The sequence below is a fragment of the Ensifer adhaerens genome, assembly GCF_001270265.1.
Classification (GTDB): Bacteria; Pseudomonadota; Alphaproteobacteria; order Rhizobiales; family Rhizobiaceae; genus Ensifer; species Ensifer adhaerens_B.
The window spans coordinates 96,915-114,707 of the sequence record NZ_LGAP01000009.1 but is presented as its reverse complement, the minus strand read 5'-3'; the positions used below and the strand labels follow the sequence as shown (position 1 = coordinate 114,707).

Here is a 17,793-nt window from a genome sequence, read left to right as displayed (position 1 = left end):
GGCGCGTCCCGACGGCGGATAAACCGCCCCGACATTCACGTCACCGCACATCAAAACAATCCTGTATCTCTCATCTAACCAGTTCATGCGCCGCCCCTCGCGATGTGCCGCGCCGCTTCAATGGTGCGGCAAACCGCGTCCTCGCCGACGCCGAGAGCGTTCGCGATGTCGCACGTGTCGAAATGCTTGGAATTCCAAAGGATGACGGCGGCGAGCGCCTTCAATTCATCTATCTTGCCGCTCATTGCGGCACTGCCAGCCGCCCGGCCGACGGACCTTCCGCTGCTCATTCAGCCGCCTCCAAATTCAGAAAATGCTGCTGATGTGGCCGCTGCTGTTCTTCGAGCTGCTCGGCCGCTGCGGGGTTAAGCCAAAGCACTTCCGTTCGCTCGCGCGCGCCATCGGCGAACGTCTGCTTTTCCACGCGGCTCCAGTCCGCGAGCATGTCGTTGTAAAGGGGCGCGTCGTAGCCCGAGAGGACCACCATTCCTGCCGCGTTGCGCAGGAAGTCGAGCAGCTCGGCGTGGTCATCGTTCGTCAGTTCATGCCGGTACATGCGCCAGCCGAGATCGTACTTGTTACCCTGAGCTCGAGTTTCGTGCATGTAGGGCGGGTCGACGTAGTGCAACGTACCTTCGCGATCGTGCTGCGCCATGACTTCGACTGCCGGGCGGTTCTCGATCACCACACCTTGCAGCCGCTCCACCAACGCATCGAGCGCAGCGGGATAGTTCGCCCAATCCGTCGCCGGGGTCGTACCGCTTCTGTTGGACGTGGCGCGGAAACCTGTCGATCGGTGCCCCTTGGCCGCGCTTGCGTGGGCGTTAGACCCAAAGCCCATGAACGAGCGGATAACGAGCCGACGGCAACGCTCTAGGGCATCGTCGGTCATCTCATAGGCCGCCTTGAACTCTGACCTGGCGAATGGCGTCAGCTGCAGCAGCTCGCGCAGCCGGTGAGCCTGAACCGGATCACGCAGAACGCGAAATAGGCAAACGACCTCGTCGTCGAGATCGTTGTAAATCTCGGCATAGGCACGCCGCTTGCGGATCAGCACACTCGCTGCACCGCCAAATGGCTCGACATAGACGCGGTGCGCAGGCAGGTGCTCGATGATCCAAGGCGCCAAACGCCACTTGCCACCATGCCATCGAAGAACGGGACGAGACGGCGTCGTCATGCAAGCCACCGTTGCAAACGCGGCAATCTGGCATATAGGTTTCTAAGATCTAAAACGGAGACATCATGTATCCTCGACCGGGTGACCGATTTATGCGCTGGTTTGGCCCGGCAACGATTGTTGTCGTATTTTCCGTGATTATCTTCGGCGATCCCAAAGCAGACTTTGGTTTCTGCACCGGCAACCCCGAAGAGCACTGTTTTCGCGAGTGGGTTTCTGCAACGAGCGGCTGGTTCGCCGGTGTGGCTGCCTTCATTTCGATCGCGCTTTTGGCGCGGCAGGTGAAGGACGCGCAAATGCAATACCAATCGGCCGAGATGCAACGTTTGGAAGCGCAGGCGAACATTGCGCGTCAAATCATCAACGCAGTTGCCGCGGTACGCATAACCATCGACGCTCGCCGCCGCGAACTGGGTAAACTGAAAGCAGACCCGGCTGACACCCGCGCACTCAACAGGTGTCTCGGGGTGATGGAGACGGGCATAAATGATTTTTCTCGCCGTGCCTTTGACGACTTTGAGGCCATCACCTGGCCCGGCCATCTTGACATCCAACAGGTACGAAGCGGGATGAAGGCAAACTTGAACTACATGAAAACAGTCCGAGATATGGCGTTGAAGCAAACGCCCGATTGGCGACAATGGATCGACGATATGCTTGTTACCATCGGCGACACCGGGATTGAGCATCAGTCCATTTACTGCAATCAACTCGAACTGTTGGCTAACGAAATGATCACTCGATGGAGCACAGCGGTCGCGGGACGTTCCAACCGATAACAGCCTCATTTCAACGCTCCCTTGCGCGCGATTTCGACGAGCTGCAGGCGCGCGTATTCGCGCGAGACCCGCATGGTGATGGGATGGCCGCCGTCATCGCAGCGGATGCCGCAGAGCGCGGCGATCTCGGTTGCCAGGCACGTGAGGCCCGGCTGAAACCCGGATCGCTGCAGCGCGACCCGGATAGGCATCTGGTCGCGCAACAGCACGTCCAGAGGCACATTCAGAAGCCAACGCGCCCGCGTGGCGTCGTCGGGCGCGTCAAGCAGTTCTTCGACAATCGGGAGAAGTGTCGTCACTGCGCCACCTCCAGCAGCAGCAGCGCTCCAGCGGTCGCCTCCAGCGCCAGCTTCCCGGCATCCGACAGCGACCAATTCGCCCCGTCGCGCGGCTCGATCAGCCCGTCCGCCGAAAGCCCGGCGATTAGCGCATCGGACACGGACGGCCGAACACCGATCCCACGCCGCAGCGTCATCGCGTCGAACTCGTCGTGTTCCAACATCCAAACGAGCGCGCGCGCCCGCTCCTCATCGCAGCGCTCGTCGAGCGTCTTGCGCGGTGTCTCGCGGGTGAAATCCTCGTCGCAGTCGTCGTCGGGGACAAACTTCAGCGGCGCGATATGCCAGTCTGCGCCCGGCGTCAGCGCCGGCGCTGCCTGGTACGGGAGCCAATCGACGCGAATCGTCTTGAACCCGTCACCACGGCCATAGCTGCCGTCGTGGTTGCGCTCCCAGACGAACCAGGCGGTGTTCATCTGGCTTGTCGCCTTCGGCCCGTCCCATCCGTCGCGGTGCATCATCGGCAGGCGGCGGGTGAAGACGTAGACGCGGGATGGCGGGGTTTCGTCCATCAGGTAGCGGCGATCGGGATCGTCGAAACCGCACATGGAATTGAGGTTCAGCAACGCCGCCATCTTGCCCGGGCGGCGAACGCGCAGCGCATGAGCCAGGAAGGCATTGGCAACGTCGCCGTACGGCGGGTTTGTGACGATATCCATGCCTTCAGCATCGCCGGGCACGGACTTGAGGAAGTCACCCACCTGCTGCAGCTCGCCATGCTGCGTCGCGACGCCACGGTCGCGCAGATCCGAAATCGCCACGTCATATCCCGCCGCTTCCAGCACGCGCAGGATCGCGCCGCGCCCGACGGCGGGTTCCATCACGGTGGCGGAAAAGCTCTCCAGCGCCAGCAGTGTCTTGGTCGCCTCTTGCGGCGTCTCGTAGAGCTGGTCACCCTTCTCGTCATTGCTGGCGCTGCGCGTGCCGATGGCCCCGGCAATGCTGCGCCGGCTCGGCTCCAGCCCCGCCTCAATCCGTGCTTCCACCACGCGTTCGACAAAGCCAGGCTCTTTGCGCACGGCGTCGCGCAACTTGCGCGCCTCGTGCAGGCGGCGTTTGTCGATGCCGACATCGTCGAATGTGAAAACGTCCGCATCGCGGACCTTTGCCTGTCCCTGTTTTGCGACATGGCCCTTGGCCTGCGCCTCGTCGATCGCATCGGCCATGGCGACGTAGCACATGCTCTCGATTTTGAGCGCTTCGGCCTGCATGCGCCGGGCCTTGTCGATCAGCTCGCGCGACGCCTTCACCTTTTGCGCATAAGCCGCTCCGGCCTTCGCACGTTCATAGAGCCCACCCGAAAGCAACAGCGCCGCTTGCACGTCGCCGGCATCCAACATCGCGCGGGCACTCTCGATAGCGATGACTAGGTCGGAGGAGTCGGCAATCGGCACAGGGAGGCGATCACCATCGGGTCCGCCATCGCCCCTCTCGCCTGCGGCCGGCTGCGTTACGCCCGCCAGCTCGTGGGCCTTCGCCGTCGGATACCAGAGCCAGGCATCCTTGGCATGCCGCTTCAACAGCTGCCGGCCGTTGAGGTTTCCGCATGCCCGTTGGTCTTGTGGATCTGCGGACCGGAACTCGCCCGAGGCAAGAGCCGCGTCCATGATCCGCCTGGCGCGATCGCCAATTCCCTTCGGCAGTCCATCGCTCACAGCGCCCGCCTTTCCGATTGTTCGATGATTTCGCAGACCTCGCGCTCGTCGATGTTGAGCAGTACGACGATGGCGTGGGTGTCGTGCTGGCGGTCGTGCCAAAGCTGCAGCACGCGCTCGATGAGGATCTGTCGAGGAAGCGAGGGCATCAGTGCGCCCTCATCAGGCGATCGAGGTAGGCGTGGCCCCTGCCCGTCAGCGCAACGCCAGTTTCGCGTTTGGCCGAGCCGGTGAAGACAAGCACGCCAGCCGCCGCGCAGGTTTTCGCCACCTCGCGCAGCTCGCCACCGATATGCAAAGAACCGCCCGCATGGCGAACGGTGCGAAGGAAGGCGCGCGCTTCGGCGCAGAGGCGGACATCGAGGGTCGAAACCGTCATGGCTCTTCCCCGATCCCAGCCAACACCGCTTCGAGTGCGCGGATCGCCTCGCGCACCTCTTGCGAGATCTGCTTGCGCTCCAGGCTGTCAATCTTGCCGTCGGACCGTGCCGCGATGATCGCCTGCGAGACATCCATGGTCTCTTTCAGCACCCGGTGCGCGTCGGCTTCGGTCACTGGTTTTGCCGCCGTCTGCCCCGCGATCGGCACTAGCTCGAAGCCGAGTTGGTGCGCCGCCTCGCCGATGATGACAGGAGATCCGGCGCGACGGTCGGCCTCGACGGCGATGTCGACGGGAATGACGTTCTCGCGAAACTCTTGGCTGACCGAGGCGTACTTCGACAGTGTCGACACCCCGACGCGCGCCAAAAGCGCAAACGAGGTCAGACCGCCGCCGAGCTTGAAGCTGGCTTCGGTCGCACCTTTCAGGTTCATCAAAGGCTCATCAAAACGCACGAAAACACCCCGCGAAAAAAGCAAGGAAAGAAAACCGGATAAGGATTCAGTGAAGCGCGAGAGGCCCGCGCGTAGGGTCACCATCAGATCAAGGGGGACCACATGGATAGGCAAAAGGGAAAACAGAGACAGGGACGCGCCGGAGGACGCGCCCCTGCCAGGCGGCAAGGCACCCGGCAGGGAGGAGGATGCCGGTTCTTCTCGTGCCTTGCTTGGAGAACATCGTCATTCAGCCGCCTCGCTATGTTGCGAGGCTTCGACGGGCACACCTCGCGCCGCACAGTTTGCGGCATAGAGGGCCACCGGGCCGTGTTCGGTCAGAGCGATGATGATCGGCCAATGGCGATCCGGGATCCCAGTTTTCGTCCACTTGTAAACGGCATCCTTCGACAGGTCGCCGCCCGCATCAGCTACTGCGTTCGCGATCGCTTCCGCACCGCCCGCATCCTTGATGATTTGCCTGATCGTAATTGTGCTCATGCACGCACCAATAATGGATTTTAAATCCACTTACAAGGCAAGTGAAATCCAACCCGGAAAATAATTCCGAAACTATGATGGCGACCATGGCTTGGTGGAAAAGATTGGACGAGAGACGTAAGGAACTTGGCTGGAACAAGGCCGAGCTTGCCCGTCGATCAGGCATTCCCTACGACAACATCAACAAGTACCTGCGAGGCGACATTGAGCAGCCGCGAGGAGATGTGCTGGACACGCTCGCACGTACGATCAAGCGCCCCCTCCTTTGGCTTCGAGATGGCATCGAGGTGGCCCAGAGCGAACTGACATTGATGCCCGGCAGGATGGTCGCCGCCCAGGTGGTGGGCCGGGTGGAGGCTGGAGCGTTTCGTGAAGTTGATGAGTTCGATCAGTCGGAGCCGGTTTTGATCTCAGTGCCACCGGATGAGCGCTTTCCTCAAGCCCGCCAAATCGTCTTCGATGTCTCCGGGGACTCAATGAACAACCTTCGGCCAAGACCCATCATGGATGGCGACCGGGTTATCGCCGTTGCATATGAAGACGTGGCAAACGAAGCAGTTCTTCGTGATGCAATGGTCGTCATAGTCGAGCGCACGCGTGACGGCGGACATACTCGCGAATGGTCGGTGAAGCAGGTTGAGATTTACGAAGGTCGCACCGAGTTTCACCCCCGATCGACGAATCCGAAGCACAAGCCGATCGTAGTCGAACGAGACGCGGACGCCGATGACGGCACGCGAGTCGAGGTCATCGGCCTTGTTCGGCGCGTCCAGAACGAATTTACCTACTAAGCGGCGAAGCTTCGCTCGACATCAAAGTCATCGCATGCGCGACTGATTTCGCCGAGCAACCATGCCGGCGGTTTGGCGCACATGTAGGATTTTCCGTCCGGTCCGAGAAAGTTCATGATCGGATAGATCATGTAGCAATCCATCTCTCCTACGGGGGCGACCGCCGAGACTTTGAACGCATAGCCAGGGAAGCGACGGACGAGGTAATCAACAAACCGCTCCTTCGCACCATGGATCTGCGCCCGCTGATCAACGGGCGGCACTATTACAAACTCCGTTACCTCATGCGACATAGTTTCGCTCCTGACTAACTCCAATGATTTGCCCAATTCTGCAGTCGCACTGAGTGCAGCAATACGTCAGCGAGGAGAGAACCCCGCTCTCGACCAACTCGTCGACGTCGCAAGGCGCATCGTCGACGGGCGGCACCTCCACCACCCTCGAAGTCTCCCTCACGCAGTTCTCGCACCGCAGATGCAGAACGAAAATTCGAGGCTGATAGCGTAGCGCGACAGACATGTTTGTTCTCCTTTGGTTCTCATAAATCCAGAGAAGCGCAGGAGAGTCGAGTCGAATCGGGAGAATTGGAAAATAAATCCAGACACGCATTGACGTTTCTAAGAGTTGGATTTATTTTCCATTTCCGTTGCCCTCAAATTCAACGGAGATCCCATGCAGAACCCCCTCGGAAACACTCCCAGCCAGATCACCCATTCCATGGCTGACGCCATGCGCCTGCTCGGCGAAGGCTGCACCGAAACCGCCTTGAAGCTGAAAGGCTTCACCCAGCAGCAGCTGATCAAATACGGCGACGCCGCCCGCGAACTGGCATTCCAGCAATCCGCGCGTCACATCCGCGTGCGCATCGCCAGCCGCGCCGCCTGAGGCCGAACGCTTTCGGCGTCGGCCCTCGGGCCGACATCGAAGGTTTTCCCTTCCCGTCCTCAATCGGAGCCTCTGGTCATGAATCAGCACTTCACCGGCTATCACAAGGCGCGGCTCCAGGCCTGCCCGAGCCGCTTCTTTCTCGCCTGCGTCATCCTCGTTTTGAGCATGGCGATGATCGGTTCCGCCGCCCTCGCCGGCGGCACTGCCTTCAAGAAGGAATGGCAGTTCGCATCGGAGGCTCGCGTCTGATGACTGCGACAGTTCTCCGCTTCCCCACCCCGGCGGCACCCATGCCGCGCGCCCTGCCTTCGTCGAGCGCTGCTTTCGTCCTGCGCCAGATGATGGGCGTCAAGCTGACGAAGCCCGAGCAACTCGCCCTCGTCGACTGCCTGGTGCACCCGCACCGCACGCACCTCGAAATCGCAGAGCGCCACGGCATCGATCGAGCGCACCTGCAGGATCTCTACTTCGACCTTTTCACCGTCCCCGAGCGCGCCAGAGCCGCGCAGAACAGGAGCAAGTAATGGGCCACGCGGCTTACCCCCTCTATGGCACGGTCCCGGCCGAGCCCGTCGTGCACGCCCTCTGGGAACAGGGCGCTACCGCCCGCGAGCTGGCAATCCGCTTCTGCGTGCCGCTGCCCAGCATGATGCGCTACCTGCGCCTGCGCCTGCACAAGTGGGAAGACAGCCAGCGCCGCGCGCCGGCGCCCGATACCCGCAAAATCATCCACACCGTCCGCAGCTTCGAACGCAGCGCCTACCACGTCATGCATGTGTCGCTGCCCCGGATCTCGATGCATGTGAAGGCGATCGAGGACGGCCGGAAGGACGCTGATTGGAGGGTCGCGGCATGAAGAGGCCGCCCCGCCAAAACCAAGATCTAATGGAAGCAATCACCTCTTGCCCGCATTCCATCAACAATGACGAGATCCGGCTATCGTTCGATCCGAGAGCCGAAGGGCTTAACGCGCTCGACCAGCTTGCGCGCCGAGTTGAAGCCGCCCTCTCCTCCCGCTCCGCTGAATCAGGCAAGCTGGCGCATCTGGACGATATCGCAGTCGACCGTTTTGCCGCCGCTATGAAGGCCAAACTAGCCAAAAAGCGTGCTGAAGGCCGTGGCGGGTGGGACGATCCAGAACAGTGCCATATCGACTATCTTCACCAGTTACTTGACGACCAATTCCACGCACGTGCTGTGTTGGACCCTGTTGATATCGCCAATCTGTCGATGATGATCCACCAGCGCGAAGAGGGTGATGGCGCCCAGAGCACGAGTAGATGCCCCATCTGCGCCGAGCCATTCAAGGATGACGACCTGTGCGCGGCGGATATCACCGAGGGCACATGTCATGCAGCGTGCCTGGAAGGCTCCCCAGTCGTCGACCTTGAGACTGGGGAGCCGACGGCCGGTCCGGCTTCGACGTTCCGCTTTGCGGAAACCGAAAGCACCGCGGAGGGCAGCACCAATGGCTGACCTCCACCCCTTCCGCATCCACTTCCAAGATCCTGAACTTGCGCCGATCGATATCGACGCCACCGACGCCAAGGCCGCGCGCGGCATCGCCGAGGAGCGCCGCCGCGTTTCGCCCGGCGCCATCCGCAAAGTCAAACTCATCAGGGAGAAGGCCGATGATTGACCTCGCCACCATCGACGCCATGCGCGAAAGCACGATCCGCCGTGCCATCGGTCCGACCATCCTGCTCGGATCCGGCACCTATTTCGACTTCGACGCCCCTGAGGACAGCCTGATTACCTTGGAAGACGTCGCCTATGGGCTCGGTTACGAAGGCCGGTTCGCCGGCCAGTGCGTTAGCCGCCTGCTCGGCGAGCGCGCCATGTATACGGTCGCTCAGCATTGCGTTCTCATGAGCCACGCTGTCGAGCCCCATTTGGCCCGTGCCGCACTCTGGCATGAGGCTGGCGAAGCCGTTTGCGGCGACATGACGGGCCCGCTCAAATCCAAGAACCCATCGTTCAAGGCCGACGAGAAGCGAAGCGAGGCGGCTATCCTCGCTCGTTTCGGTATCGAGATCACCGACCCCGTCGCAATCAAGCACGCCGACATTCGCATGCTCGCGACCGAGCGCCGCGACCTGCTGCCATGGAACGGCGAACGCTGGACGGTCGAAGACCTGGCCCTGCCCTATGACTTCGAGATCCTGCCGTGGACACCGAACGTCGCGGCCGAGACGTGGCTGCGCCGAGCGCGTGAGCTGGAGGAGTCCAAGTGATTGTCGCACCAAGCCCCATAGCCGTTCGCGCGGCGTTCCTCGACCAGGGCGTAAAGCTGCCCATCCGCCCTTCCGAAACCGATTGCGGCGTTGTGCTCGATGCCGACGACCGCGACGTATTCACCGTCGACAGCAACGGTTTCCACCCTGACGACCAGGTCAAGACGCTCGCCCTCCTCATCTGCGCCTGTGTGAACGAACACGCCGGCCTTAGTCCGGAGCACCATCTCAATGGCTGACGGCACCAAGATCGAATGGACCGACGCGACATGGAACCCGATCACCGGGTGCGCCATTGTCTCGCCCGGCTGCACGAATTGCTACGCGATGAAGCTCGCCGGCTCGCGGCTTAAGAACCACCCGAGCCGCAAGGGGCTGACGAAGGACACCAAGGCCGGCCCGGTATGGACCGGCGAAATCCGGTTCAACAGGAAGTGGCTGGACCAACCCCTGCGCTGGACAAAGCCACGCATGATCTTCGTTTGCGCCCATGGCGATCTGTTCGCAGAAGGCGTCAACGAACTCTGGATCGATAACGTGTTCGCCGTGATGGCGCTGGCGCCCCAGCATACATTCCAAGTGCTGACGAAGCGGCCCGAGCGGATGCGCGATTACATTCGCGGCATGGAGCAGCGCAGGGATTTCATCGCCGGTTACGGCGCGCTGATCTGGGGAGGCGATCGGCCCGATCTGGTTTACGAGACCGCGCACGAAGCTCTTGCCAGGCCTCTTCCGAATGTCTGGCTCGGCGTCTCGGTCGAGGATCAGAAGCGCGCCGATGAACGCATCCCGATCCTGCTCGACACGCCGGCGGCCGTCCGTTGGATAAGCGCCGAGCCGTTGCTCGGGCAGGTGGATTTTTACAAGACCAGCGCCGCAATGCCCTCCGGTCGGCTACACCCGTGGAGAAACGGGCCAATCCTTCAGGGCATCCACTGGCTTGTTGCGGGCGGCGAAAGCGGCCCCGGAGCTCGGCCGATGCATCCCGACTGGGCACGCGAGCTACGCGATCAATGCGCCGCCGCCGGCGTGCCATTTCTGTTCAAGCAGTGGGGTGCCTTCTCTCCGAAACGCATCACACTCACTGAGTTCTGGAACCCGGCAACGGCCCGGATTGGCGAACTGATAGCCAATGCGGGCGGGAAGCTTGAGCAGTACCCGGATGACACCGGGAACGTGATCGCCATGCGCCACGTCGGCAAGGCAGCTGCTGGCCGCCTTCTCGACGGCGTCGAGCACAACGGCTTTCCGGAGATCCGCCGATGACAAAGCGCGATAAGCAGCGCCGCATGGGCGCGTTTCGTAAGGGCTTCTTTCTTGCCCGTGACATGGCGATCGTCACCGCGAGCCAGACACTGGAAAAGGGGATCGCCTGCGAATGCAACGGCACCGATCCAGCGACCGGCACGCTCGAATGCAGCCTCATGGTCCGAAACCTCGATTGCCTTTGCAGCGAGCGCATGGACGAAGCGGCAGACATCGTCGCCCGTATCCGTCAGATCACGATCGAGGAACAGCCATGACAGTGGCGATCGAAGCAGGAAAATCCTTCCTGAAATGCGACGAGTGCCCCGCCAAGCGGCGAGACACCTACGACCAGCCCGAGTTCGCTAAAATGATCGCCATGGCACGTGCCGACGGCTGGAAGGTCGACAAGCGCGCCGGCGCCTGGCGCCACGTCTGCAACCATTGCCAGGTGCGTCCGGGCGGGAGGCTGCTGTGAGCACCGCCCTGACGCACACCCAAGTGCAGCTCGCCCACGATATCGCCGAGGTCATCGACGGCGAAGAGTTCCACGACGCTTTCGTTGCCGCGATCAGCGCGATTGCGATGGCGATCGTGGAAGGCGCCCCTAACCGCGAAGAAGCTATGGTGGCGGCACGACAGTTCGGTGACGCGCTGGAGGAAACGGTCGAGTCCGGGTTGGCGCACCAGTTGCCGATCATCGGAGGTTACCGCCAATGACCGAGCCGCAGCCGAGCCCCAGCCAGCGCCGCCTCGACGCTATCCGCAACCGACTGTCACAGGCGTCAAAAGAATGGAGCATCAGCGCCGACGCGGAAGGGACACACCTGCTTGCCGGGAACAACGGTCAGGAGACGATTGCAATCATCCCGAAGGCCGCCAACCTCGACGACACGGAGCTGGCGCTAAGGGCGCCGGAGGATCTTCGCTGGACGATCGAGCTGTATGGAAAACTCGCCACTCGGCTCCGCGCCGCCGAGCGAGAGCTTTTACGACTGCGGTCTCACCAAAACGACCCGAAGAACTACGCCGCCGAGTGTGCGATGAAATGCAAGGAACCGGCCTTCAAGAAATTCCTCGAGGAGCGCCACGGCTTGGAGCGCCCGCTAACCGACGAGCGCGTGAACACCCGCGTTCGCTCGCTGCTTAAGGTATCATCGCGCAGCAAGCTAAACGAAGATGCGGCCGCCGCTGCACGCTGGCGCGATCTCCGCGACGAGTTCGACGCCTGGAGACGGAACGGATGAACGGCCGGCGTCTCGAAATCTTCGAAAAGATCATGGCGAGGGTCTTTGTCGACCCCGTTACCGGCTGCTGGATCTGGCAAGGCCCGACATCAGGAAAGACCGGCCGAGGCAAGGACTATCCGCGCATGTCGCTCGGTGGACAGACGGTCGCCGTGCATCTGGTCATGTGGACTAACGTACACGGCTACATCCCCGGCAAAAAGCAGCTCGACCACAAGTGCCGAAACCGGCTCTGCGTCAACCCAGATCCGAAGCACACAGAGCTAGTGACGCATCTCCAGAACCAGAAGCGGCGGGCGAAAGCCCAGCGAGATATGCGTGGCCACAACGGCAGGCCGACACTCGAATGCGAGGAGATCTCTCAATGAGCAGGGAAATGACCATGGTCGACACGCGCGCTCGCCGTTCAACCATGCTTCCGCCAAGCCTCCCGCCCTTCGGCGTTTCCCGCGAGCAAGCTGCCGCTTTGCTGAGCATTAGCGCATCCCTGTTTGACAGCGCCGTTGAAGTTGGCACCATGCCACAACCGAGAGTGCTCGGCGGGCGAAACATCTGGGATGTCGACGAGCTTTGGGCGAGCTTCCGAGCGCTCCCCCACAAGGCTGGCATGCACCGATATCCGGACGAGCAGCGGCCACAAGGAAATGCGTTCGACAATGCCAAAAAGGGTTGACGACAAACTGCAGAAGGGCGTGAGCCTAGACCGCGACTTCCGCACCAGGGAGGCGCGGTATTACTTTCGCGCGCCCGGCCGCAAGAAGGTGCGCCTGAGAGAGACGCCGGGAACCGATGCATTCGACAAGGAAGTTGCGTGCGCCCGCCTTGGTATACCTTACGTGCCCGAAGGCGCAGAGCCACCGCCTGCCGTGGTGACGCTGAAAAGAGATCCCGCCGAAGGCACCGTCGATTGGCTCTATGCGGAGTACAAGCGTCGCGCGACCGTCAGCGCCGGCGTCATGGCTCGTCGCGCGACGATCCTCGAAGAGGTCTGTGATTACAAGTTCGGCACAGCTCGTTGCGGCGACCTACCCTATGCTGACATGCGCAAGCGGCACGTCGTCGAGATCCGCGATGCGATCCGAGACAAGCCAGGCTCTCGCAATGACGTGAAGAAGGCGATATCGGCCTTTTTCGCATGGGCCGTCGAAAGCGACCTCGCGCAGATGAACCCGGCCGCGAAGATCAAACCGCTGCATTCCGGCGACGGTTTCCACACCTGGACCGTTGAGGAAGTGCGCCAGTACGAGGCCAAGCACGTCGCCGGCACAAAGGCGCGTCTTATGCTGCACCTGGCGCTCTACACCGGCCTGCGTCTCGATAGTCTCTCCATCGTCGGCCTCCAGCACATTCGCAACGGTCAATTGACCATCCGGCCGGAGAAAACGCGTAAGTCGAGCGGCGTCATCGTGGACATTCCGGTGCTGCCGGAACTGCAAAAGACGATCGACGAATGCCCGACCGGAAACCTGACCTTCCTCGTCACCGAGTTCGGCAAACCATTCACCACGAACGGTCTAGGCAACAAGATGCGGGACTGGTGCGACCAGGCCGGATTGTTCCACTGCACCACTCATGGGTTGCGCAAAGCCGGCGCCACGATCGCCGCCGAGAACGGCGCGACGGATGAAGAACTGATGGCAATTTTCGGGTGGACGACGAAGAACCAGACGACGACCTACACCAAGAAAGCGCGCCGCAAACAGATGGCCGCAGGGGCAATGCACAAGCTGGTCCCGGAACAAAAGTAGGTCGCTTTTTGTCCCACACATTTGGTGGTGTTAAAATGTGGGGCAAAAACAGCGAAAAAGCTCAATAAAAACAGCGCTGGTTTTTAAGAGTGGTGCCCCATGCCGGGGTCGAACCAGCACTCCTTTCGGAACTCGATTTTGAGTCGAGCGCGTCTACCAATTCCGCCAATGGGGCTCAGGGATATAAGATATCAGCGGCTGGGATTTACACGAAGGTTTTTGCCGCGGTCAACCATCATTTTCAACTTGCGCGGCGACAATCACGAAAGCGTGCAAACGTGACGCATGGGAGGCGATTTACAGCGCGCCCTATCGCACCTAAAGAACGCCATTATTCAGTTGCAATGCAGCATAGCCGGACGAAAATCCGGAATGTTTTCCAGCGTGAGGTACGCATGATCGACGCTTCCACCGCTTCCCGCCATCAGTTGCTCATCGCCGTTCTCGTGACGCTCGGCATGGCGGCGACCGTTGGCGGCGCGCTCGGTTTCGAACACCTCGGCGGGGACATCCCCCGCGCGCTTTGCCTGCTGCAGCGCGATCCCTATTACTACGGCATCCCGCTCGGCATTCTGGCTGTTATCACCAGTGCCTTGAGGCTGCCGGCCTGGACGACGCGCACCCTGCTTCTGGCGATCGGCATCCTGATGCTCGTCGGTGCGGGCATGGGCGTCTATCACTCAGGCGCCGAATGGGGCTTCTGGGAAGGTCCGTCGACCTGCGCGACGACGGCGCAGGGCGTATCGTCGAATGTCGGCGACCTCCTGGGCGATCTCGATTCCAAGCACGCCCCGTCCTGCTCTGAGGCGGCGCTTCGCGTGCTCGGCCTGTCCTTTGCCGGTTGGAATGTGATTGCCAGCCTGATCTTTGCAGCGATCGCCTTGCGCGGCGCTGCGAAGGCCTGATCCCCGAGACTGAAACGGCCTGCCTTCAGGAGATGGCCGCGTGACAATGAGCTAGGCGGCCTACGCCATAGCTCCGCTCTCGGCCTGCCGTCGTCCACAAAGTGATGGCCGAGATGCCTCAGGGCTGCAGTTCGACATCCCAGTAGAGATAGTCCATCCAGCTTTCATGCAGATGGTTCGGCGGGAAAAGCCGGCCATTGTTGTGCAGATCCTGCACCGTCGGCTGATAGGGCCTCTGGTGCGGGAACATGCCGGCCTGCTTCGGCAGCTTGCTGCCCTTGCGCAAATTGCAGGGCGAGCAGGCCGCAACGACGTTTTCCCAGGTCGTCTGGCCGCCATGGGCCCGAGGCACGACATGGTCGAAGGTCAGATCGTCGGGCGTGCCGCAATACTGGCATTCGAACTTGTCGCGCAGGAAGACGTTGAACCGGGTGAACGCCGGATGCCGCGACGGCTGCACGTAGCTTTTCAGGCAAACAACGCTCGGCAACCGCATCGAGAAGCTGGGTGAGGAGACCGAGTGCTCGTATTCTGCAAGGATAATCACACGGTCAAGGAAGACGGCCTTGATCGCGTCCTGCCAGGACCAGAGCGACAAGGGGTAATAACTCAGCGGCCGATAGTCAGCGTTCAAGACGAGCGCCGGCAAGGCCTGCGGTGAGACTGCAATCGTCAAGCGTATTCTCCTGATCGATTCGGCATCTGCACCTTCTATATTAGGCCCGTTGCAACAGGATTGTGAAGTCGGAAAGAAAAAACGAACAGTGGATTCGCTTTTTCCTTCAAGGCGTCACAGGAACAGCATCCCGCCGCATTTCTTGCGCGTAATAGGCCCAGAACAGACGTGCCGCGACGCTGCGCCAGGGCGACCATGACGCGGCCAGCGAATCAATCTCGCGGGCGGTCGGGCGCAACTCCAGACCGAGACCGTGGCTGATCGCATTCTGCAACGCGACATCGCCGGATGGAAAGACATCCGGATGCCCGGCGCAAAACAAGAGATAGACCTCCGCTGTCCAGCGCCCGACGCCCTTGATGGTCGTGAGTTCCCGGATCGCCTCCTGGGCTTCGACATTGCAAATCGCGTCGAGGTCGATCTCGCCGGCAACAACCACCTGTGCCACCCGCCTCAGCGCGTCGGCCTTGGCGCGGGAAAGTCCGATCGTCCGGCAATCCTCGTCGCTGAGTGCCAGGGCGGCAGGCGCGGTGATCTCACCGAGCGACGCTTCCATGCGTTTCCAGATCGCCGCAGCGCTTGCCTTCGATACCATCTGCGACACGATGATGCTGGCAAGACCGCGATAGCCGGGGTCGGTTCGCCTGAGCGGCACGGGCCCGGCCCTGGCCACGACATGTTCGAGACGGGCGTCGAGCATCACCAGACCGGCAAGACCCGCCTCGATGTCCTCATGTGTCCGGATGATCCGCATGGCGCCTCCAAAAAGCGGATGATTTTTATACCGCTTCCATGCCAAAGGGAAACGATGGCAGACACGTCATCCGCACAACCTGTTTTCCGTTTTGCACCGAGTCCGAACGGCCTTTTGCATCTGGGCCACGCGCTGTCGGCGATGCTCAACCACGACATGGCGCGCGCATCGGGCGGGCGGTTCCTGCTGCGCATCGAGGATATCGACCGGACGCGCTGCCGTCCGGAATTCGAGGCCGCGATCGCTAGCGATCTCGCCTGGCTCGGGCTTGAATGGGAACAGCCAGTGCGCCGGCAATCGGACCATCTCGACCTTTACGCATCCGCACTCCAGCGGCTGAACGATATGGGCCTCGTCTACCCCTCGGCCCTGTCGCGCGGCGAGATCAAGGCGGCGGTTGCCAATGCTGAAGCTGAGGGCAAGAGCTGGCCGCGCGATCCGGACGGCACACCGCTCTACCCCGGGCGCGAGCGCGATCTGGAGACCGATGCGCGCAACGCCATCATCGCAGGCGGCAAGCCCTATGCCTGGCGGCTGGACATGCAAAAGGCGGTGCTTGCGGCCGGTGCCCCTCCCCTCGTGTGGCAGGAAACCGGCAGTGGACCGGATGGAGAGACGGGCACCATAAAGGCCGATCCTGCCGCCTGGGGCGACGTCATCCTGTCGCGCTCCGACGCGCCGTCGAGCTACCATCTGTCTGTTGTCGTCGACGATGCGCTGCAAGGCATAACCCATGTGGTGCGCGGTCGCGACCTCTATCATGCAACCGCCGTGCATCGCCTGCTGCAGCGGCTGCTGGATCTGCCCGAACCGATCTACCACCATCACCGCCTGCTGCTCGACGCCGACGGCCGGAAGCTTTCCAAGAGCAATCGGGACACCGGTATTTCAGCCTTCCGCGAGGCTGGCCGGTCGCCGGCCGATATCCGTGCCCTGATCCTCTAGAGCAATTCCAGGAAAAGTGTGAAACGGTTTTCCGCCCGGAATTGCGTAGTTTCAAAGAGTTAGATCATTTCACTGTTTCAATGAAACAATGAAATGATCTAGCGCATTTCCGGTTTAGACGGAGTCGCAGAAACGCTCTATCTCTCTGTTTTTACGCATTCCCTGACGGAAAACCGCTTCGCACTTTTCCTGGAAATGCTCTAAGCGAACTTAATCCTCGGTCGTGCGCACGTTCTGGAAGCTGCGCCGCACCATGCGCTTGACCCGATATTTAAGGATCGCGGCATTGATCTCGGCGCCGATGATGAAGATCGCCGCGACTATATAGAGGAACACCAGCACGATCATGATCGAGGCCAGGCCGGCATAGGTCGAGACATAGGTCGCAAAGGTCGAGAGGTAATAGGCGAAGGTGTAGCCGCCGATCGTCCAGCAGAGCAACGTCAGGAAGATGCCCGGCAACACGTCGACCACCTTGCGGTGACCGTCCGGCAGCCAGAGATGCGACACAAGGAGCCCTCCCGTCACAACCACGAGCGCCAGCGGCAGGCTCCAGTTGTCGACCGTCGCCAGCACGCCATCGAGCCAGGGCAGCCATTCCCCGGCATAGCGAAGCGCCAGCGGCACGGCGACGAGCAGGATGCTGAGGGCCGCCAGGATCAGCACGCCGGCGATCACGAACCCAAGGCTGGCAAGACGCGTCACATACCAGTAGCGGCTTTCCGTCACCCGGTAGGCGCGGTTGAGCGACACCCGCAACGCCTCGACGCCATTCGAGGCGAAATAGGCGGCCGCGAGCACCGAAACGGTCAACAGACCGCCGCGCGGAATGGTCAGCACCTGGACGATCTCATTGGCGATCGGGGTTGCGATCGACTCCGGCCAGGCGTCGAAAATGAGGTGAACCGCAGTCTCGGCAAACTGGTCGGCGCCAAGGAAGCTGCCGAGCGCCGTGCCGAAAATCAGGAAGGGGAAGACGGCGAGCAAGGACGAAAGCGCCACATGGCTCGCCATCGCCCAGCCGTCGTCCAGACTGAAGTGCCATAGCGCATCGAACACGACTTTCCAGATGATGCGAATAAACGCTGGCATTT

Annotated in this window: 32 protein-coding genes and 1 tRNA gene; 20 read left to right on the top strand and 13 right to left on the bottom strand. The window is 61.5% G+C overall.

The annotated features are described in order from the left end of the window. Window positions 1-83 precede the first annotated feature (83 nt). The gene (locus AC244_RS15965; RefSeq protein WP_053249794.1) at window positions 84-290 is read right to left on the bottom strand and encodes a hypothetical protein; all 207 of its coding nucleotides are present in this window, start codon (window positions 288-290) and stop codon (window positions 84-86) included. Then, complete coding sequence (locus AC244_RS15960; RefSeq protein WP_053249793.1) at window positions 287-1,180, bottom strand: DNA adenine methylase; 894 nt, start codon at window positions 1,178-1,180, stop codon at window positions 287-289. The genes AC244_RS15965 and AC244_RS15960 overlap by 4 nt, the downstream gene beginning before the upstream one ends. A gap of 92 nt (window positions 1,181-1,272) precedes the next feature. Here AC244_RS15960 and AC244_RS15955 point away from each other — a divergent pair, with 92 nt between their 5' ends. Beyond that, window positions 1,273-1,959: a hypothetical protein gene (locus AC244_RS15955; RefSeq protein ID WP_053249792.1), complete on the top strand. Its 687-nt coding sequence runs from the start codon at window positions 1,273-1,275 to the stop codon at window positions 1,957-1,959. A gap of 5 nt (window positions 1,960-1,964) precedes the next feature. Here the strand turns inward: AC244_RS15955 and AC244_RS15950 are convergent, their stop codons facing one another. The 6 genes from AC244_RS15950 to AC244_RS15930 all read right to left on the bottom strand — a co-directional run bounded on the left by AC244_RS15950 (window position 1,965) and on the right by AC244_RS15930 (window position 5,266). Continuing rightward, window positions 1,965-2,258 carry a hypothetical protein gene (locus AC244_RS15950; RefSeq protein ID WP_053249791.1) on the bottom strand — a complete coding sequence of 98 codons (294 nt, stop codon included), beginning with the start codon at window positions 2,256-2,258 and terminating at the stop codon, window positions 1,965-1,967. Next, window positions 2,255-3,952 carry a hypothetical protein gene (locus tag AC244_RS15945; protein ID WP_063934110.1) on the bottom strand — a complete coding sequence of 566 codons (1,698 nt, stop codon included), beginning with the start codon at window positions 3,950-3,952 and terminating at the stop codon, window positions 2,255-2,257. The genes AC244_RS15950 and AC244_RS15945 overlap by 4 nt, the downstream gene beginning before the upstream one ends. Then, on the bottom strand, window positions 3,949-4,101 hold the full coding sequence (locus tag AC244_RS37550) for a hypothetical protein (RefSeq protein WP_202596080.1): 153 nt from the start codon (window positions 4,099-4,101) through the stop codon (window positions 3,949-3,951). The genes AC244_RS15945 and AC244_RS37550 overlap by 4 nt, the downstream gene beginning before the upstream one ends. Beyond that, window positions 4,101-4,331: a hypothetical protein gene (locus tag AC244_RS15940; RefSeq protein WP_053249790.1), complete on the bottom strand. Its 231-nt coding sequence runs from the start codon at window positions 4,329-4,331 to the stop codon at window positions 4,101-4,103. Before AC244_RS15940 ends, AC244_RS37550 begins: the two co-directional genes overlap by 1 nt. After that, window positions 4,328-4,900, bottom strand: coding sequence for a phage regulatory CII family protein (locus tag AC244_RS15935; protein WP_234716946.1), 573 nt, complete (start codon window positions 4,898-4,900; stop codon window positions 4,328-4,330). The genes AC244_RS15940 and AC244_RS15935 overlap by 4 nt, the downstream gene beginning before the upstream one ends. Window positions 4,901-5,011: 111 nt before the next feature. Beyond that, window positions 5,012-5,266 (bottom strand): carph-isopro domain-containing protein, encoded by a 255-nt coding sequence (locus tag AC244_RS15930; protein WP_053249883.1) that lies wholly within the window; start codon window positions 5,264-5,266, stop codon window positions 5,012-5,014. Between the two features lie 77 nt (window positions 5,267-5,343). On the opposite strand from AC244_RS15930, the gene AC244_RS15925 reads away from it, so the two are divergent. Then, entirely contained in the window at window positions 5,344-6,057 is a 714-nt protein-coding gene (locus tag AC244_RS15925; protein WP_234716945.1) for a helix-turn-helix domain-containing protein, read from the top strand. On the opposite strand, the gene AC244_RS15920 is transcribed toward AC244_RS15925, so the two are convergent. Next, a complete protein-coding gene (locus tag AC244_RS15920) occupies window positions 6,054-6,350 on the bottom strand; it encodes a hypothetical protein (protein ID WP_053249789.1) in 297 nt (98 codons plus the stop codon). The two genes, AC244_RS15925 and AC244_RS15920, sit on opposite strands and share 4 nt — an antisense overlap. Before the next feature lie 379 nt (window positions 6,351-6,729). Between AC244_RS15920 and AC244_RS37545 the strand changes: the two genes are divergently transcribed. From AC244_RS37545 to AC244_RS15845, 16 genes are all read left to right on the top strand, one after another. Then, window positions 6,730-6,942, top strand: coding sequence for a hypothetical protein (locus tag AC244_RS37545; RefSeq protein WP_152975974.1), 213 nt, complete (start codon window positions 6,730-6,732; stop codon window positions 6,940-6,942). 78 nt (window positions 6,943-7,020) lie between these two features. Then, window positions 7,021-7,194, top strand: coding sequence for a hypothetical protein (locus AC244_RS37540; RefSeq protein ID WP_202596079.1), 174 nt, complete (start codon window positions 7,021-7,023; stop codon window positions 7,192-7,194). Then, the gene (locus AC244_RS15905; RefSeq protein ID WP_152975973.1) at window positions 7,194-7,469 is read left to right on the top strand and encodes a hypothetical protein; all 276 of its coding nucleotides are present in this window, start codon (window positions 7,194-7,196) and stop codon (window positions 7,467-7,469) included. The genes AC244_RS37540 and AC244_RS15905 overlap by 1 nt, the downstream gene beginning before the upstream one ends. Next, window positions 7,469-7,801: a hypothetical protein gene (locus AC244_RS15900; protein ID WP_053249786.1), complete on the top strand. Its 333-nt coding sequence runs from the start codon at window positions 7,469-7,471 to the stop codon at window positions 7,799-7,801. Before AC244_RS15905 ends, AC244_RS15900 begins: the two co-directional genes overlap by 1 nt. Beyond that, the gene (locus tag AC244_RS37535; RefSeq protein ID WP_053249785.1) at window positions 7,798-8,421 is read left to right on the top strand and encodes a hypothetical protein; all 624 of its coding nucleotides are present in this window, start codon (window positions 7,798-7,800) and stop codon (window positions 8,419-8,421) included. The genes AC244_RS15900 and AC244_RS37535 overlap by 4 nt, the downstream gene beginning before the upstream one ends. After that, window positions 8,414-8,584, top strand: a complete 171-nt coding sequence (locus tag AC244_RS37530; protein WP_202596078.1) for a hypothetical protein — start codon at window positions 8,414-8,416, stop codon at window positions 8,582-8,584. The genes AC244_RS37535 and AC244_RS37530 overlap by 8 nt, the downstream gene beginning before the upstream one ends. Further along, window positions 8,577-9,179, top strand: a complete 603-nt coding sequence (locus AC244_RS15890; RefSeq protein WP_053249784.1) for a hypothetical protein — start codon at window positions 8,577-8,579, stop codon at window positions 9,177-9,179. The genes AC244_RS37530 and AC244_RS15890 overlap by 8 nt, the downstream gene beginning before the upstream one ends. After that, on the top strand, window positions 9,176-9,418 hold the full coding sequence (locus AC244_RS15885; protein WP_053249783.1) for a hypothetical protein: 243 nt from the start codon (window positions 9,176-9,178) through the stop codon (window positions 9,416-9,418). Before AC244_RS15890 ends, AC244_RS15885 begins: the two co-directional genes overlap by 4 nt. Next, window positions 9,411-10,445 carry a DUF5131 family protein gene (locus AC244_RS15880; protein ID WP_053249782.1) on the top strand — a complete coding sequence of 345 codons (1,035 nt, stop codon included), beginning with the start codon at window positions 9,411-9,413 and terminating at the stop codon, window positions 10,443-10,445. The genes AC244_RS15885 and AC244_RS15880 overlap by 8 nt, the downstream gene beginning before the upstream one ends. Next, entirely contained in the window at window positions 10,442-10,702 is a 261-nt protein-coding gene (locus AC244_RS15875) for a hypothetical protein (protein WP_053249781.1), read from the top strand. The genes AC244_RS15880 and AC244_RS15875 overlap by 4 nt, the downstream gene beginning before the upstream one ends. Further along, window positions 10,699-10,902: a hypothetical protein gene (locus tag AC244_RS15870; protein ID WP_053249780.1), complete on the top strand. Its 204-nt coding sequence runs from the start codon at window positions 10,699-10,701 to the stop codon at window positions 10,900-10,902. The genes AC244_RS15875 and AC244_RS15870 overlap by 4 nt, the downstream gene beginning before the upstream one ends. Continuing rightward, a complete protein-coding gene (locus AC244_RS15865; protein WP_053249779.1) occupies window positions 10,899-11,144 on the top strand; it encodes a hypothetical protein in 246 nt (81 codons plus the stop codon). The genes AC244_RS15870 and AC244_RS15865 overlap by 4 nt, the downstream gene beginning before the upstream one ends. Beyond that, a complete protein-coding gene (locus tag AC244_RS15860) occupies window positions 11,141-11,671 on the top strand; it encodes a hypothetical protein (RefSeq protein ID WP_053249778.1) in 531 nt (176 codons plus the stop codon). Before AC244_RS15865 ends, AC244_RS15860 begins: the two co-directional genes overlap by 4 nt. Continuing rightward, window positions 11,668-12,039, top strand: a complete 372-nt coding sequence (locus AC244_RS15855) for an HNH endonuclease signature motif containing protein (RefSeq protein ID WP_053249777.1) — start codon at window positions 11,668-11,670, stop codon at window positions 12,037-12,039. The genes AC244_RS15860 and AC244_RS15855 overlap by 4 nt, the downstream gene beginning before the upstream one ends. An 8-nt stretch (window positions 12,040-12,047) precedes the next feature. Beyond that, the gene (locus AC244_RS37525) at window positions 12,048-12,344 is read left to right on the top strand and encodes a hypothetical protein (protein ID WP_202596077.1); all 297 of its coding nucleotides are present in this window, start codon (window positions 12,048-12,050) and stop codon (window positions 12,342-12,344) included. Continuing rightward, window positions 12,328-13,419 carry a tyrosine-type recombinase/integrase gene (locus AC244_RS15845; protein ID WP_053249776.1) on the top strand — a complete coding sequence of 364 codons (1,092 nt, stop codon included), beginning with the start codon at window positions 12,328-12,330 and terminating at the stop codon, window positions 13,417-13,419. The genes AC244_RS37525 and AC244_RS15845 overlap by 17 nt, the downstream gene beginning before the upstream one ends. Before the next feature lie 90 nt (window positions 13,420-13,509). On the opposite strand, the gene AC244_RS15840 is transcribed toward AC244_RS15845, so the two are convergent. After that, a tRNA-Leu gene (locus AC244_RS15840) sits at window positions 13,510-13,594 on the bottom strand. A 220-nt stretch (window positions 13,595-13,814) separates the two neighbouring features. On the opposite strand from AC244_RS15840, the gene AC244_RS15835 reads away from it, so the two are divergent. Then, window positions 13,815-14,324 carry a disulfide bond formation protein B gene (locus AC244_RS15835; RefSeq protein WP_053249775.1) on the top strand — a complete coding sequence of 170 codons (510 nt, stop codon included), beginning with the start codon at window positions 13,815-13,817 and terminating at the stop codon, window positions 14,322-14,324. A 118-nt stretch (window positions 14,325-14,442) separates the two neighbouring features. Here AC244_RS15835 and AC244_RS15830 read toward each other — a convergent pair whose 3' ends face one another. Together AC244_RS15830 and AC244_RS15825 are read right to left on the bottom strand one after the other, a co-directional pair. After that, a complete protein-coding gene (locus AC244_RS15830; RefSeq protein ID WP_025424621.1) occupies window positions 14,443-15,000 on the bottom strand; it encodes an HNH endonuclease in 558 nt (185 codons plus the stop codon). 106 nt (window positions 15,001-15,106) lie between these two features. Next, a complete protein-coding gene (locus tag AC244_RS15825) occupies window positions 15,107-15,754 on the bottom strand; it encodes a DNA-3-methyladenine glycosylase family protein (protein WP_053249774.1) in 648 nt (215 codons plus the stop codon). Window positions 15,755-15,772: 18 nt separating this feature from the next. On the opposite strand from AC244_RS15825, the gene gluQRS reads away from it, so the two are divergent. Next, a complete protein-coding gene (gene gluQRS / locus AC244_RS15820; protein WP_152975972.1) occupies window positions 15,773-16,699 on the top strand; it encodes a tRNA glutamyl-Q(34) synthetase GluQRS in 927 nt (308 codons plus the stop codon). 210 nt (window positions 16,700-16,909) lie between these two features. Here the strand turns inward: gluQRS and AC244_RS15815 are convergent, their stop codons facing one another. Next, entirely contained in the window at window positions 16,910-17,791 is an 882-nt protein-coding gene (locus AC244_RS15815) for a YihY/virulence factor BrkB family protein (RefSeq protein ID WP_053249772.1), read from the bottom strand. Between the last annotated feature and the right edge of the window lie 2 nt (window positions 17,792-17,793).

Excerpts from the sequence above, each read along its gene's own strand:
- AC244_RS15965 (WP_053249794.1), bottom strand. The coding sequence starts at position 290 with ATGAGCAGCGGAAGGTCCGTCGGCCGGGCGGCTGGCAGTGCCGCAATG.
- AC244_RS15960 (WP_053249793.1), bottom strand. The coding sequence starts at position 1,180 with ATGACGACGCCGTCTCGTCCCGTTCTTCGATGGCATGGTGGCAAGTGG.
- AC244_RS15955 (WP_053249792.1), top strand. The coding sequence starts at position 1,273 with ATGCGCTGGTTTGGCCCGGCAACGATTGTTGTCGTATTTTCCGTGATT.
- AC244_RS37550 (WP_202596080.1), bottom strand. The coding sequence starts at position 4,101 with ATGCCCTCGCTTCCTCGACAGATCCTCATCGAGCGCGTGCTGCAGCTT.
- AC244_RS15940 (WP_053249790.1), bottom strand. The coding sequence starts at position 4,331 with ATGACGGTTTCGACCCTCGATGTCCGCCTCTGCGCCGAAGCGCGCGCC.
- AC244_RS15930 (WP_053249883.1), bottom strand. The coding sequence starts at position 5,266 with ATGAGCACAATTACGATCAGGCAAATCATCAAGGATGCGGGCGGTGCG.
- AC244_RS15925 (WP_234716945.1), top strand. The coding sequence starts at position 5,344 with ATGGCGACCATGGCTTGGTGGAAAAGATTGGACGAGAGACGTAAGGAA.
- AC244_RS15920 (WP_053249789.1), bottom strand. The coding sequence starts at position 6,350 with ATGTCGCATGAGGTAACGGAGTTTGTAATAGTGCCGCCCGTTGATCAG.
- AC244_RS37545 (WP_152975974.1), top strand. The coding sequence starts at position 6,730 with ATGCAGAACCCCCTCGGAAACACTCCCAGCCAGATCACCCATTCCATG.
- AC244_RS37540 (WP_202596079.1), top strand. The coding sequence starts at position 7,021 with ATGAATCAGCACTTCACCGGCTATCACAAGGCGCGGCTCCAGGCCTGC.
- AC244_RS15905 (WP_152975973.1), top strand. The coding sequence starts at position 7,194 with ATGACTGCGACAGTTCTCCGCTTCCCCACCCCGGCGGCACCCATGCCG.
- AC244_RS15900 (WP_053249786.1), top strand. The coding sequence starts at position 7,469 with ATGGGCCACGCGGCTTACCCCCTCTATGGCACGGTCCCGGCCGAGCCC.
- AC244_RS37535 (WP_053249785.1), top strand. The coding sequence starts at position 7,798 with ATGAAGAGGCCGCCCCGCCAAAACCAAGATCTAATGGAAGCAATCACC.
- AC244_RS37530 (WP_202596078.1), top strand. The coding sequence starts at position 8,414 with ATGGCTGACCTCCACCCCTTCCGCATCCACTTCCAAGATCCTGAACTT.
- AC244_RS15890 (WP_053249784.1), top strand. The coding sequence starts at position 8,577 with ATGATTGACCTCGCCACCATCGACGCCATGCGCGAAAGCACGATCCGC.
- AC244_RS15880 (WP_053249782.1), top strand. The coding sequence starts at position 9,411 with ATGGCTGACGGCACCAAGATCGAATGGACCGACGCGACATGGAACCCG.
- AC244_RS15875 (WP_053249781.1), top strand. The coding sequence starts at position 10,442 with ATGACAAAGCGCGATAAGCAGCGCCGCATGGGCGCGTTTCGTAAGGGC.
- AC244_RS15870 (WP_053249780.1), top strand. The coding sequence starts at position 10,699 with ATGACAGTGGCGATCGAAGCAGGAAAATCCTTCCTGAAATGCGACGAG.
- AC244_RS15860 (WP_053249778.1), top strand. The coding sequence starts at position 11,141 with ATGACCGAGCCGCAGCCGAGCCCCAGCCAGCGCCGCCTCGACGCTATC.
- AC244_RS15855 (WP_053249777.1), top strand. The coding sequence starts at position 11,668 with ATGAACGGCCGGCGTCTCGAAATCTTCGAAAAGATCATGGCGAGGGTC.
- AC244_RS37525 (WP_202596077.1), top strand. The coding sequence starts at position 12,048 with ATGACCATGGTCGACACGCGCGCTCGCCGTTCAACCATGCTTCCGCCA.
- AC244_RS15845 (WP_053249776.1), top strand. The coding sequence starts at position 12,328 with ATGCCAAAAAGGGTTGACGACAAACTGCAGAAGGGCGTGAGCCTAGAC.
- AC244_RS15835 (WP_053249775.1), top strand. The coding sequence starts at position 13,815 with ATGATCGACGCTTCCACCGCTTCCCGCCATCAGTTGCTCATCGCCGTT.
- AC244_RS15825 (WP_053249774.1), bottom strand. The coding sequence starts at position 15,754 with ATGCGGATCATCCGGACACATGAGGACATCGAGGCGGGTCTTGCCGGT.
- gluQRS (WP_152975972.1), top strand. The coding sequence starts at position 15,773 with ATGATTTTTATACCGCTTCCATGCCAAAGGGAAACGATGGCAGACACG.
- AC244_RS15815 (WP_053249772.1), bottom strand. The coding sequence starts at position 17,791 with ATGCCAGCGTTTATTCGCATCATCTGGAAAGTCGTGTTCGATGCGCTA.